Origin of the sequence: Pseudomonas sp. BW7P1, assembly GCF_024981055.1 — a bacterium.
GTDB classification, from domain to species: Bacteria; Pseudomonadota; Gammaproteobacteria; order Pseudomonadales; family Pseudomonadaceae; genus Aquipseudomonas; species Aquipseudomonas bananamidigenes.
This window is the reverse complement of record NZ_CP103374.1, coordinates 3603973-3616511: the sequence shown is the minus strand read 5'-3', so window position 1 is coordinate 3616511 and position 12539 is coordinate 3603973. Positions and strand designations below refer to the sequence as shown.

The window sequence follows — 12539 nt, the reverse complement described above, 5'->3', positions numbered from 1 at the left end:
TGGAAACTGAATAATAAAGAGCGTTTCTTTCACGATTGGAGAATGACTGTGGATCTGGTGCAACTGGAAATCTTCAAGGCTGTTGCCGAGCACGGCAGCATCAGCGCCGCGGCGGCACAGATCCATCGCGTGCCATCGAACCTGACGACCCGCATCAAGCAGTTGGAGGAAGATCTCGGCGTCGATCTGTTCATCCGCGAGAAGAGCCGTTTGCGTCTGTCGCCCGCCGGCTGGAGTTTTCTGGAATACGCGCGGCGGATTCTCGATCTGGTGCAGGAAGCCCGCGCCACGGTGGCCGGCGAAGAACCGCAAGGCGCGTTCCCGCTGGGCTCGCTGGAAAGCACGGCGGCGGTGCGCATTCCCGGTTTGCTGGCGACCTATAACCAGCAACACCCGAAGGTTGATCTGGACCTCTCGACCGGCCCGTCCGGGACGATGATCGACGGGGTGCTTTCCGGGCGCCTGGCGGCGGCGTTCGTCGACGGCCCGGTGTTACACCCGGCGCTCGAAGGTATTCCGGCATTCGAGGAGGAAATGGTCATCATCTCGCCGCTGCATCACGGGCCGATCCAGCGCGCCGCGGACGTGAACGGCGAGAATATCTACGCGTTCCGCTCGAACTGTTCCTATCGCCATCATTTCGAAAAATGGTTCAGCACCGACGCTGCGGTGCCTGGCAAGATCTTCGAAATGGAGTCCTATCACGGCATGCTCGCCTGCGTCAGTGCCGGCGCCGGTCTGGCGCTGATGCCACGCAGCATGCTGCAGAGCATGCCCGGTTGCGCGACGGTGAGTGTCTGGCCGCTGGCGGCGGATTTTCGCTATCTGACGACGTGGCTGGTGTGGCGGCGGGGCACGGTGTCGCGCAGTCTGAACATGTTCGTCCGTTTGCTGGAAGAACGTGGCGTGGTACGCGCAGAAGAGGTTTGACACGTTGTGTCATGGCTGTATCTTGGGCGTCTCGTTTCGCAATATAAAAAACTATACAGCGCAAGCGATGCGCGATCAGCCAGAAGGAATCAGCGATGACCACAGCCCTGAGCGGTAAAGAAGCAGTCGGTGAGCGTTTTGTACTGGAGACCATGCGCCACGCCCAACAATTGACTTGGAAGGCCGTGGACGAGATCGCCAAAGTGATCAAACCCGGCATGCGCGAATCCGAAGCCCATGCGCGTGGCAAGGAAATCCTCGTTGAGCTGGGCATGGACCGGATCTGGCATCCGCTGCTGATCCGCTTCGGCGCCAATACGCTGAAGACCTTCAAGGAGCGCTCCGAAGGCGATCCGGTGCTGGGTGAGGAAGACATTTTCTTCATCGACATGGGCGGGGTCTGGGAGGGCCACGAAGGTGATGCAGGGGCCACGTTCGTCACTGGCTCCGATCCGCAAATGATTGCCTGTGCGGCCGCTTCCAGGGAGCTCTTCGACAAGGTTGAAGCCTTCTGGCGCCGGGGCGTAACGGGTGTCGAACTGTACCGCTACGCCAGCGATCAGGCTGAGGCCATGGGCTGGAAGTTGAACCTGGACATCAAGGGCCACAGGGTCAGTGATTTTCCCCACGCGATTCATCGTGGCGGCAATCTCGGGGACTTCGATCAGGCGCCGAATGCCGGTGTGTGGATTCTGGAAATCCAGATCGAGCACCCTGAACTGGCGTACGGTGCTTTCTATGAAGACCTTCTTATTTGATTGAAAAAAGTGCCCGGTTCGGTGATCCGCCGAACCGGGCATTTTTTATTGGCCGTCGATGCTGCGGGGCAGATCGAGTGGATTGGCGTCGCGCAGCACCTCCGGCAGCAATGCATCGGGAAAGCCCTGATACGCCACCGGCCGCAAAAAGCGCTCGATCGAGGTCATGCCGACCGAGGTGAAGCGACTGTCCGAGGTGGCCGGGAACGGCCCGCCGTGTACGGTGGCGAAAGTCACTTCCTGCGGATGGGCGAAAGCGTTGACCACAATGCGTCCGGTGCGGCGTTCGAGGATCGGCAGCAGACGCCGGGCCAGGTCCAGATCGCGGTCTTCAAGGTGAATGGCTGCGCTCAGTTGACCCTTGAATGATCGGGCGACCCCCAGCATCTCTTCTTCATCGTTGACCGTTACCAACAACGCCGCCGGGCCGAACACTTCATGGGCCAGCGCCGGTTCGCTGAGCAGGCGTTGGCCATTCACTTCCAGCAGCGCCGAGCGGCCCTCGAATGGGCCATCCGCTGGCGCGCCGACTGCCACCAGATTCGCTCCGACGCTTTCCATTGCCACCAGCCCTTTGACGTATGAACCGTGAATCCCCGGGGTCAGCATCGTGCGTGCCGGCGCATCGCTGATTCGTTTGATCATGGCGCTGCGCAATGCCTGCAAGCCATTGCCCTTGACTGCGATCAGGATCGACGGACACAGGCAGGCTTGCCCGACATTGACCAGCATCCGCTCGGCGAAACCGTCACCGATCTCTGCGCCACGTGCCGCCATTGCTGCGGGCAGGATGAAGGTCGGGTTGACGCTGGTCATTTCGGTGAACACCGGAATCGGATCAGGACGCAACTGTGCACGACGATAAAGCGCCATGCCGCCCAGTTCCGAACCGGTGAAGGTCACTGCCTTGATGAGCGGGTGATCGACCAGCGCCTCACCGATGGCATTGCCGCTGCCGCGCAGCATGGAGAAAACACCTTCGTGCAAACCGTGCGCCTGCACGGCCTTGCGAATAGCGCGGGCCTGGATTTCCGAGGCCCCGGGGTGGGCGTTGTGGGCCTTGAGAATCACCGTCGCACCGGCCGCGAGTGCCGAGGCGGTGTCGCCGCCGGCCACCGAATAGGAGATCGGGAAGTTGCTGGCGCCGAAGATCGCCACCGGGCCTATCGCGATTTTCTGCAGGCGGTGATCCATGCGTGGCCGTGGCTGACGCTCAGGTTGCGCCGGGTCGATGGCCAGTTGCAGGAAGCGACCTTTGCGCACCACGTCGGCGAACTGGCGGAACTGGATAGCGGCCTTGGCGGCTTCGCCTTCCAGTTGCGCTTGGGGCAAACCGGTTTCCAGTGCGGCGCGGGCGGCCAGTTCCTCACGAACGGCGTCGAGGTTGTCGGCGATACTCTCCAGAAACGCCGCGCGTTCGGCCAGCGAGGTATGGCTGTAGCTGTCGAATGCCGCGTCGGCAAGGGTTGCAGCCTGATCGACCTGGGCCGCGCCGCCAAAGGCGAACTCTGGTTCGATCAGTTGATTGGTTGCCGGATTCAGCGCTTTCATCGTGCCCTCGGTGGCGGGGGCGTCTGAGGCGCCAATCAGCAGGTGGCCGGTCAGACTCATTTCGACTCACCCTGAGTGTCGAGGCTGGCAATCAGTTCGTCGGTGGTCGTGACGACATGGGCGAAGGTCGGGCCGTTGAGTTCGTGGGCCGCGTGCATCATTTCCTCCTTGAAGGCGGCAGTGGCGTCGCGCACCAGCGTGACGTGATAGCCGAGTTCCGATGCATAGCGCGCTGTGGCTTCGATGCAGGTATTGGCCAGCAGTCCGACGATGATTACGTGGGTGATGCTTTTTTGTTTCAGGCGAAAATCCAGGTCGGTGTTGGCAAAACCGCTGGAACCCCAATGCTCCTGAGCGATGATGTCGCCATCCTTCGGCGCAAAATCCGGGTGCCATTCACCGCCCCATTCGCCTCGAGCGAAGTGGTGCATGTGCATGATCTTGTTTTGGGTGGGTGTCGGGTGATCCCAGTTCTCGTAGTCGCCTTTGACCCAGCGGTGATGCGGTACGATGACCACCGGAATCTGCAGGCCCCGCACGGCGCGGTCGAGTTTGCGCAGGTTGTCGAGCAAGCCGTTCTGATCGGCGATGGGTTTGATCAGCGGAAAGATCTTGCCGCCGTCCGAGAGGAAATCGTTGTAAGGATCGACCAGCAAGTAGGCAGTTCTGTCGAGTGGATAGAGAGGTTTCGACATGACGATGTACTCCGGCAATGAGAGTGATCGATGCTCAGGGCTTGTTCCCGCATCGTGTTGATATGATAATCATAGTAACTTTAGGAGAGGCAAGCCCTGATGGCTGTAAACGATAGTCTTCCCGATACGCTGTGCCCGATTTCCCGGGCCGAGGCGATCGTCGGCGACCGCTGGACGGTGCTGGTTTTGCGCGAATTGTTCATGGGCAGCCATCGCTACGACGAGATCCAGGCCCAGACGGGCGGTACGCCGCAGATGGTCGCCGCCCGTCTGAAAAGCCTGGAGGCGGATGGACTGGTCGAGCGTCGCTTGTACAACGAGCGGCCGAAACGCTACGAGTACCACCTCACCGCGAAAGGCGAGGCGTTCTACCCGGTGGTGATTGCGTTGCGCGCCTGGGGCGAAACCTGGTGCAAGTCGCCGGAGGAGGGGCTGGCCGTGAACATGACCCACAAAAACTGCAACCACAGCGCCGGCCTCGGACCGCTGTGCGACCACTGCGGGGAACTGTTGCGGCGCGAGGATCTGATCAGCCAGCCGCAAGAGGCGTACGCCGCCGAACGACAGGCGCGGCGTGAGGCGTTCAAAAACAAATGACCGGCATCAAGGCGTGCCGTTTCGTCCATGCAATCGGTAAGCGGGGCGCTGACTCAAGCGTTCGTAATAAGCGCTCACCGCCGGCAAGTGCGGATGTTCCAGCGGCGTCTCGAACCAGCGATTGACCGACAGGCCGACAGGGATGTCGGCGAGGGAAAACTGCTCGCCGCTGACGTAGGCTCCGGTCTTTTGCAGCTGTCGGTCGAGGATCTCCATGTGCCTTGCCCACTCCAGGCAACCGGCTGCAAGTGCGGCGCTGTCCTGGTGGGCAGGTGACTTGCGCACCAGCGACATGAACGCGTAGGACCAGGATTTGTTCAGCTCCGAAGCCTGCCAGTCGATCCATTGATCCACTCGCGCTCGGGCGCGTGCCTCGCTCGGGTAAAGGTGTTCGCCCTGGTATCGCGACGCCAGATAGCGAATGATCGAGTTCGATTCCCACAGCGTGAAATCATCGTCCTGAATGACCGGCACCATTGCGCAGGGATTGAGTGCGAGGAACTCCGGCGTCATCGTCGATTGAAAACCTGAGCCCCAGTCTTCGCGTTCGAAGGAAAGGTTCAATTCAGCACAGGTCCACAGCACTTTGCGCACATTGATCGATGAAGCTTTGCCCAGAATTCGCAGCATGGGATTTCCATCTCCGGTTGTCGTCGGGCTTAAAGAAATATCACAACGCAAGACAGAAGGCCCGCACGGGGCGGGCCTTGTTTGTTCAGCCCGCTGACTTCAGAGGCTGCCCGCCAGTTTCCCGGTCATCAAGCGCCGGCGATAAGCACTGTCACGACTGGCCAGCCAGAAATACAGCGGCGACGTCACCAGCAACCCCACCAGCCAGGAAAGGTCCGCGCCGTTGATGTGCGCCGACACCGGGCCGACATACAGTGGCGTGTTCATGAACGGAATCTGCACCACGATGCCGATCGCATACGCCAGCAAGGCCTGCGGGTTGTAGCGGCCATAGATACCGCCATCGACCTTGAAGATCGAGTCGATGTCGTACTGACCCTTGTGGATGGCGTAGAAGTCGATCAGGTTGATCGCCGTCCACGGCACCAACACCACCAGCAGCACCAGCACCATGTCGACGAAGTGGCCGATGAAGTCCGACGACGCACCCACGGCGGCGAAGCAGCAGGCCAGCAGGACGATCAGCGAAATCACCGCACGGCTCTTCGCGGTCGGAATCCAGCGGTAAGCAAAGGTCTGCACCAGGGTGATCAGCGACAGCACCGCGCCGTACAGGTTGAGGGCGTTGTGGCTGATTACACTGAGCAGAAACAGCACCAGCATCAACGGGCCGATGGCGCCGGTGGCGAGTTTCACGGCGTCCATGGTATCCATCCCCACCGGGGTGGCCAGTACGGCGACCGCGCCGAAGATGAACGACAGGCTGGAGCCCAGCGCAGAACCGAGATAAGTGGCCCAGAACGTTGAAGCCACCGGTACATTCGCCGGCAGATAGCGCGAGTAGTCCGACACGTACGGCGCAAACGCGATCTGCCACAACGCTGCCAGCGATACGGTGGCAAGCCAGCCCGAGAGATTGAAACTGCCACGGGTGAGGAAGTCAGCCGTCTGCACATGCGTCAGGATGTAGCCGAAGCCGACCGCGATGCCGATCCCTAACACCCAGGTGCCGATGCGATTGAGCACATGGATGAACCGGTAACCGATGATCCCGATGATTCCCGACCCCAGCGCACCGATGACAATACCCACCGGCACCGGCACGCTGCCGACCACGCCATGCAGGGACTTGCCGGCCAGCACGATGTTGGAGGCAAAAAAACCGACGTACATGACGCCGGCAATCAACACCACCAACAGTGCTCCGAGGGAGCCGAATTGCGCGCGGCTCTGGATCATCTGTGGAATACCCATCTGCGGACCCTGCGCCGAGTGCAGCGCCATCAGTACACCGCCGATCAGATGGCCGACCAGAATGGCGACGATGCCCCACACAAGATTCAGGTGAAACAGCTGCACGCCGAGGGCGCCGGTGACGATGGGCAACGGCGCGATGTTGCCGCCGAACCAGAGGGTGAACAGATCCCGAACCTTTCCGTGGCGATCTTCGGGCGGCACATAGCCGATCGTGTGTTTCTCAATGAGCGGTGCGGACGTTGTTGCAGAGGTGGCCATGACGAACTCCAAGGCAAGGACGAGTACGTGGACGTACTTCAGTGAGCGCCGGCACGGGCGGCGCATTTCTTGTCGGGGTCGATCATGGGCAATGCCCGGAGAGAGATAAATTAGTTGTTTTGTTGCTTCAGGCGTTAAAAAAACGAGGCTCTCCGGTCAGGTGAAAGCGCTCTGTTTCGGGTGTTTCAGCGCCACCAACGACAGCGCAGCTGACCTCCATCGGAGCAGCTGTCTGTCGGAGATATCGCGGCTCGGCTGCGGATAGGGATCCTGCACCCGGTCCGGTATTTTCAGAGACGGATCGAAGTCAGCATCCGTTGCAGCATCTGGTCGCAAGCCTTGAGTTGATCGAGGCTGACGAACTCGTCCGGCTTGTGGCCCTGGTCCATGCTGCCGGGGCCGCACACCACCGTGGGAATGCCCACCGCGTTGAACAGTCCGCCTTCAGTGCCGAAGGCCACCGTGCCGAAATCTTCCGAGCCACAGAACGCCGCGATCCATTCGGCGGCCTGGCTTGCGGCATCGGTGGCAAGGCCCGGATAGGCAGACAATTCGCTGAAACGGATATCGCTCTGCGCGCTGACGGCCCGAATGCGCGGCAGCATTTGCTGTTCGGCATAGACCTTGAGCTGCTGCGCGACGACCGCCGGATCCTGCGAGGGCAGGGCGCGGATTTCGAAGTCGAAACGGCAATCGGCGGGGACAATGTTCAACGCCTTGCCGCCAGTGATCACGCCGGTCTGCACCGTGGAATACGGCGGGTCGAAACGCGGGTCGAGGTGTTCAGCCTTGAGCTGCCGGCCGATGCGTCCCAGCTCACCGATCAGTTCGGCGGCGCACTCGATGGCGTTGACCCCGAGCGGCGCGTAGGCCGAGTGACAGGCGTGACCCTGGACGTCGCAGCGCATCGCCAGTTTGCCTTTGTGTCCGAGCACCGGTTTGAGTTCGGTCGGCTCGCCGATGATGCACAGCAGCGGTTTGACCGGACGTTGTGCGAGCACCTTGAGCAGCGAGCGCACGCCGAGGCAGCCGACTTCTTCGTCATAGGACAGGGCGATGTGTACCGGCCTGCGTAACGGCGCTTCGATCAACGACGGCACCAATGCGAGCACGCAGGCGATGTAGCCCTTCATGTCCGCCGTGCCACGACCGTACAGCTTGCCGTCACGCTCGCTGAGTTCGAACGGCGGCACCGTCCATGGCTGGCCATCGACGGGCACCACATCGGTATGTCCCGACAGCACGATGCCTGGCTGATCGGTCGGCCCGATCGTGGCGAACAGGTTGGCCTTGCTGCGTTCATCGTTGTAGATCAACTCGCACGGCACATCGAAACCTTCGAGGTAATCGCGCACGAAATCGATCAATTGCAGGTTGGACTCGCGGCTGGTGGTGTCGAACCCCACCAGCGTCCTGAGCAATGCGACGCTGTCGCTCATCGGTCGTCTCCGGCAACTCCGTAACCCGGCGCCCTGGCCGGGTCGAGGGCGCGGTCGATGTAGTCCTGCAGCTGCGGGCGATAGGCGTCCCACAGTTTTTGCAATTGCCCGATCGGGTCTTCATCGGCCCAGTCCACCCGCAGGTTGACGATGGGCCAGGTCAGCTCGCCGACCACGACCACGGCTGCCGAATGCACCGGACCCGCTTCACCGCCCAAGGCCTGGGCGGCGTGCAGAGCCTTGAGCAGGCGATCGGCCAATTGACCTTCGCCATCCTCGAAGGCGCTGACCATGGCTTCGATCACCGAGCGTCCGGCCAGCATGTTGCCCGCCGCCACGCATTGCTCGCCCGACACGGCGTTGTGCACGCCAAGGGTTTGCGCGCCGCTGAAATGCGCGGTCTGGCCGAGGTGGTTGATCGCCGTGATCTGCCGGTACTGACTGTAGCCGTTGCGGGTCAGCACCTTGTCCAGCGCCGCCTCGGGCGCCAGGCCTTGCTCCATCAGGGCGAGCACTTCCGGGCCGAGGGAGGGCAGGGTGATGTTCTGGCTCGACACCGCGCCGACACCCGGCAACAGCCACGGGCAGCGGGCGCCGACGGCGATGCTGGAGGAACTGATGGCGATGCCGAACTGACCGGTTTCGGGGCAGCGGGCGGCGATGGAAAATGTCATGTGTGGCCTCCTTTCGCTAAGGTCGAATTACTCGGGAATCACCGCAACCACATCAATCTCCATCAGCCATTGCGGCTGTCCCAGGGCCGACACCACCAGCCCGGTGGAGATCGGGAACACGCCCTTCAGCCATTTGCCGACCTCCTGATACACCGGCTCGCGATAGCGCGGGTCGATCAGGTAAGTGGTGGTCTTGACGATATGGCTCAGGTCGCTGCCGGCCTCTTCGAGCAATTGTTTGACGTTGCGCATGGCTTGTTCGGCCTGTGCCCGTGGATCGCCGAGGCCGATCAGGTTTCCGTCGAAATCGGTACCGACCTGACCACGGACATACACGGTGTTGCCGGCGCGCACGGCCTGGCACAGGTCGTTGTCCAGGGTCTGGTTCGGGTAGGTGTCCTTGGTGTTGAACATGCGAATGCGGGTGTGGGTTGGCTGACTCATGTGAAGCTCCTGACGAAATCGGATCCGGCACGACGGGCGCCGGTAATGAAAAGGGACATCAAGCGTCGACGGTGTCGGCGGCTTTGTTGTGCAGTGCGGCTTCGCGTTGCTCGGCGTCGCGATAGGCCAGGTATTTGCGCTGGGTGGCGATGTGGTCGGCTACATGTTTGGCGTCGTGCCACACGCCCCAGATGAACGACGAACCCCGTCGCGACTGCCACGGCAGGCCGAGGAAATACACGCCCGGCTCACTGGACACGCCGCGCTGGTGCTGTGGCTTGCCGCTGTCGTCGAATGCCGCGACTTTCAGCCAGGAATAGTCCACTGCAAAACCGGTGGCCCAGATGATCGAGGTGATGCCGGCGGCGGCCAGATCGAGACTGGTAAGCGGGTTCTTCACGCATTCAGGGTCCGGATAGGTTTCCCGGGCCTCCGGTTCCGGCGGCAGATCCAGACCATTGCGCTCGATGTAGGCATCGGCAGCGTCCAGCAGCGCGAGGTAGTTCTCGTCGCCACGCTTGAGGTTGTCGCGCAGGTCCTGTCTGAAGGTCACCACGCCGTCGCTGAACGATTCGGTGACGCCGACCAGCGTCATGCCGCGATGGGCCAGACCACGGAAATCGATGGTGCGGCCACCGTGGGCGCCGCTGACCGCAATGGTCACATGCTCACGGCCGGGTTTCATCGCGGCCTGATCCCACTCGCCGAGTACGCCGAGCCACCAGCAGAAATCGCGATTGCGGTAAGCGCGGGGAGGGCGATCATGGGCGCCGACCGAGAGGTAAACCTGCTTGCCTGATCGTTGCAATTCATCAGCGATCTGCACACCCGACGAGCCGGCACCCACCACCAGCACCGCGCCGGCCGGCAATTGCTGCGGGTTACGGTAATCGGCCGAGTGAATCTGCAGCAGGCGTTCATCCTTCGGTGCAATGGCCGGGATCACCGGGCGCTGGAACGGGCCGGTGGCGGCGACGACCCGAGCGGCTTCAATCACACCTTCGGAGGTCTCGACGGTGAAACCTGGACGACCGACATTGCGCACAACGCTTTTCACCTCGACGCCGGTGCGGATCGGCGCATTGAATTTTTTCGCGTAGGCCTCGAAGTAGTCGGCGACACGCTCTTTGTGGGCGAAACCATCGGGATCGACGTCATCGAATTCCATCCCCGGAAAGCGGTCGTGCCACGCCGGACCGTTGGCCACCAGCGAATCCCAGCGCCCGGTGCGCCAACGTTCGGCGATGCGGCTGCGCTCCAGCACCAGGTGCGGCACACCGAGTTTGCTCAGGTGTTCACTCATGGCCACACCCGCTTGACCGGCGCCGACAACAAGCGTGTCTGTTTTTATTATTTCAGTGGTCATCTCTGATCCCTTCTCACGAGGCGTTGGATTCAGGCCGTGGTCGACCTGTTCTCTGTGCTTGGGATCAGACTAGGGAGGGGGTTGTTCTCGGTAAAATATTATTAAGCTGGCATGTGAAGATAAAAACGTGATGCAGAGGCGTGAAAGCCCCGTAAATGCGGGGTCTCGCCATGGCACGGGAATGCGGGACAACGACAAAAAAGGGCCGCCGACAGGGTTGTCGGCGGCCTTTTTTCACGCGTGCTCAGCTCACAACGAACTCAGCGATCGAGAAACGCCAGCAGGTCTTCATTCAATTGCTGTGCATGGGTGACCGCGAAGCCATGTGGCGCGCCTGCGTAGACTTTCAGTTCGGCGCCCTTGATTTGCGCGGCGGCGCGTTTGCCGGTGGTTTCGAACGGCACGATCTGGTCGCCGTCGCCATGGATCACCAGGGTCGGCACATCGATTTTCGCCATGTCCGGGCGGAAGTCGGTTTCCGAGAAAGCGGTGACGCAATCCAGCGTGCCTTTCAGCGACGCCAGCAGGGCGATATTCAGGGTTTGCGTCAGTACGCCATCGGAGACCTTCTGGCCCTGGTTGGTGCCGTAGAACGGTGCGGCGAAATCGGCGATGAACTGCGCGCGGTCCTTCAGCAGGCCGGTCTTGATCCCGTCGAACACGGATTTGTCGACGCCTTCGGCAAAGTCCGGCTTCTTGCCGAACAGCGGCGTCACCGCGCCCAGCAACACCAGCCCGGCAACGCGCTCGCTGCCATGGCGCGCAATGTAGCGGCTGACATCGCCACCACCCATGGAAAAACCGACCAGGGTCACGTCACGCAGATCCAGGTGTTCGATCAACTGCGCGATGTCGTCGGCGAAGGTGTCGTAGTCATAACCGGTCCACGGTTGATCCGAGCGTCCGAATCCACGACGGTCGAAGGCGATGGTGCGATAGCCGCGGCTGCTCAGGTATTCCATCTGGTATTCCCACATGTCCGCGTCGAGTGGCCAGCCGTGGCTGAACAGCACAGGTTTGCCGCTGCCCCAGTCCTTGTAATAGATCCGGGTGCCGTCTTGGGTGGTGAAAGTGCTCATGGAAACTCCTTGGGTCTGGGCGAATGCCGTGATGGCGACGATCACTATCGCGGCAAACGGCATCGAGCACTTGTACGCAAGTGCTAAGTTCAGGGCGGACCGCGTTATCGGTTTTCCGGCGCGAGTTGTAAGATGCAACCGCATCGAGTCTGCTGTTTGTCGGAGATACCTCAAATGAAACGCAAGAGTCTTGCGGGCAATGCCTGCCCGGTGGCCCGCACGCTTGATCTGATCGGCGACTGGTGGTCGTTGCTGATTATCCGTGACGCGCTGGAAGGCATTCGTCGTTTCAGCGATTTCGAGAAGAGTCTGGAAATCGCCAAGAACATGCTGAGCGTTCGTCTCAAGGGTCTGGTGGAGCGCGACATCCTGCGTCTGGAACCGGCATCCGACGGCAGCGCCTACAAGGAATACGTGCTGACGGAGAAAGGGCGGGCCCTGCAAACCGTGATCGTCGCGTTGTCGCAGTGGGGCGGGGAGTTCATGTACGCGCCGGGCGAGTCAGGTTCCGTCATGGTCGATGCGCAAAAGCGTCAGCCGCTGCGCAGGCTGCAACTGCTGGCCGCCGATGGCCGCGAGCTTGCGCCGGAAGATGTGGCGACGAAACGGGCGGTCGAGCACTGAGATGAAGTGAGTCGGGTCTGTCGGAAGTTTCGCTCTGAGGAGCGTTCTTTGATCCGGTTACCGGTTTTCCTCGGCCAGTCTGAGAAACATCCCGCATCTCTGTCGGAGTCGGAGTCGGAGTCGGAGTCGGACGATTTCACCGGAGCCGCTCGTTGGCAACAATATTTCGGTGAATCGATAAATTGACGCCAGAATAGTGGCTCACTAATATCGCGCCATTATTCTGATATCACTTTC

The 12539-nt window shown here is 61.3% G+C and carries 13 protein-coding genes; 4 read left to right on the top strand and 9 right to left on the bottom strand.

Features of this window, described 5'->3' with window-relative positions:
- Positions 1–48: 48 nt before the first annotated feature.
- Positions 49–930, top strand: a complete 882-nt coding sequence (gene ptrR, locus NWV16_RS16045) for a putrescine utilization regulator PtrR (protein WP_260523540.1) — start codon at positions 49–51, stop codon at positions 928–930.
- A 95-nt stretch (positions 931–1025) separates the two neighbouring features.
- Complete coding sequence (locus NWV16_RS16040; RefSeq protein ID WP_260519848.1) at positions 1026–1688, top strand: M24 family metallopeptidase; 663 nt, start codon at positions 1026–1028, stop codon at positions 1686–1688.
- 45 nt (positions 1689–1733) lie between these two features.
- Here NWV16_RS16040 and NWV16_RS16035 read toward each other — a convergent pair whose 3' ends face one another.
- Together NWV16_RS16035 and NWV16_RS16030 are read right to left on the bottom strand one after the other, a co-directional pair.
- Entirely contained in the window at positions 1734–3299 is a 1566-nt protein-coding gene (locus tag NWV16_RS16035; RefSeq protein ID WP_260519847.1) for an aldehyde dehydrogenase (NADP(+)), read from the bottom strand.
- A complete protein-coding gene (locus tag NWV16_RS16030; RefSeq protein WP_085731921.1) occupies positions 3296–3934 on the bottom strand; it encodes an isochorismatase family cysteine hydrolase in 639 nt (212 codons plus the stop codon). The genes NWV16_RS16035 and NWV16_RS16030 overlap by 4 nt, the downstream gene beginning before the upstream one ends.
- A gap of 99 nt (positions 3935–4033) precedes the next feature.
- On the opposite strand from NWV16_RS16030, the gene NWV16_RS16025 reads away from it, so the two are divergent.
- Positions 4034–4531 carry a winged helix-turn-helix transcriptional regulator gene (locus NWV16_RS16025; RefSeq protein WP_065259801.1) on the top strand — a complete coding sequence of 166 codons (498 nt, stop codon included), beginning with the start codon at positions 4034–4036 and terminating at the stop codon, positions 4529–4531.
- Positions 4532–4537: 6 nt separating this feature from the next.
- On the opposite strand, the gene NWV16_RS16020 is transcribed toward NWV16_RS16025, so the two are convergent.
- The 7 genes from NWV16_RS16020 to NWV16_RS15990 form a co-directional block, all read right to left on the bottom strand.
- Positions 4538–5161: a glutathione S-transferase family protein gene (locus NWV16_RS16020; RefSeq protein WP_260519846.1), complete on the bottom strand. Its 624-nt coding sequence runs from the start codon at positions 5159–5161 to the stop codon at positions 4538–4540.
- A 99-nt stretch (positions 5162–5260) separates the two neighbouring features.
- Positions 5261–6676, bottom strand: a complete 1416-nt coding sequence (locus NWV16_RS16015) for a purine-cytosine permease family protein (protein WP_260519845.1) — start codon at positions 6674–6676, stop codon at positions 5261–5263.
- A 290-nt stretch (positions 6677–6966) separates the two neighbouring features.
- Positions 6967–8115: an acetylornithine deacetylase gene (gene argE / locus NWV16_RS16010; protein WP_260519844.1), complete on the bottom strand. Its 1149-nt coding sequence runs from the start codon at positions 8113–8115 to the stop codon at positions 6967–6969.
- Positions 8112–8789, bottom strand: coding sequence for a DUF1028 domain-containing protein (locus tag NWV16_RS16005; RefSeq protein WP_260519843.1), 678 nt, complete (start codon positions 8787–8789; stop codon positions 8112–8114). The genes argE and NWV16_RS16005 overlap by 4 nt, the downstream gene beginning before the upstream one ends.
- 27 nt (positions 8790–8816) lie before the next feature.
- A complete protein-coding gene (locus NWV16_RS16000) occupies positions 8817–9233 on the bottom strand; it encodes a RidA family protein (RefSeq protein ID WP_065259806.1) in 417 nt (138 codons plus the stop codon).
- A gap of 58 nt (positions 9234–9291) precedes the next feature.
- Positions 9292–10599 (bottom strand): NAD(P)/FAD-dependent oxidoreductase, encoded by a 1308-nt coding sequence (locus NWV16_RS15995; protein WP_260519842.1) that lies wholly within the window; start codon positions 10597–10599, stop codon positions 9292–9294.
- 260 nt (positions 10600–10859) lie between these two features.
- On the bottom strand, positions 10860–11678 hold the full coding sequence (locus tag NWV16_RS15990; RefSeq protein WP_260519841.1) for an alpha/beta fold hydrolase: 819 nt from the start codon (positions 11676–11678) through the stop codon (positions 10860–10862).
- Between the two features lie 174 nt (positions 11679–11852).
- On the opposite strand from NWV16_RS15990, the gene NWV16_RS15985 reads away from it, so the two are divergent.
- Positions 11853–12302: a helix-turn-helix domain-containing protein gene (locus tag NWV16_RS15985; RefSeq protein WP_260519840.1), complete on the top strand. Its 450-nt coding sequence runs from the start codon at positions 11853–11855 to the stop codon at positions 12300–12302.
- Positions 12303–12539: the final 237 nt, after the last annotated feature.

Excerpts from the sequence above, each read along its gene's own strand:
- NWV16_RS16040 (WP_260519848.1), top strand. The coding sequence starts at position 1,026 with ATGACCACAGCCCTGAGCGGTAAAGAAGCAGTCGGTGAGCGTTTTGTA.
- NWV16_RS15990 (WP_260519841.1), bottom strand. The coding sequence starts at position 11,678 with ATGAGCACTTTCACCACCCAAGACGGCACCCGGATCTATTACAAGGAC.
- NWV16_RS16025 (WP_065259801.1), top strand. The coding sequence starts at position 4,034 with ATGGCTGTAAACGATAGTCTTCCCGATACGCTGTGCCCGATTTCCCGG.
- NWV16_RS15995 (WP_260519842.1), bottom strand. The coding sequence starts at position 10,599 with ATGACCACTGAAATAATAAAAACAGACACGCTTGTTGTCGGCGCCGGT.
- NWV16_RS15985 (WP_260519840.1), top strand. The coding sequence starts at position 11,853 with ATGAAACGCAAGAGTCTTGCGGGCAATGCCTGCCCGGTGGCCCGCACG.
- argE (WP_260519844.1), bottom strand. The coding sequence starts at position 8,115 with ATGAGCGACAGCGTCGCATTGCTCAGGACGCTGGTGGGGTTCGACACC.
- NWV16_RS16020 (WP_260519846.1), bottom strand. The coding sequence starts at position 5,161 with ATGCTGCGAATTCTGGGCAAAGCTTCATCGATCAATGTGCGCAAAGTG.
- NWV16_RS16005 (WP_260519843.1), bottom strand. The coding sequence starts at position 8,789 with ATGACATTTTCCATCGCCGCCCGCTGCCCCGAAACCGGTCAGTTCGGC.
- NWV16_RS16015 (WP_260519845.1), bottom strand. The coding sequence starts at position 6,676 with ATGGCCACCTCTGCAACAACGTCCGCACCGCTCATTGAGAAACACACG.
- NWV16_RS16035 (WP_260519847.1), bottom strand. The coding sequence starts at position 3,299 with ATGAGTCTGACCGGCCACCTGCTGATTGGCGCCTCAGACGCCCCCGCC.
- NWV16_RS16000 (WP_065259806.1), bottom strand. The coding sequence starts at position 9,233 with ATGAGTCAGCCAACCCACACCCGCATTCGCATGTTCAACACCAAGGAC.
- NWV16_RS16030 (WP_085731921.1), bottom strand. The coding sequence starts at position 3,934 with ATGTCGAAACCTCTCTATCCACTCGACAGAACTGCCTACTTGCTGGTC.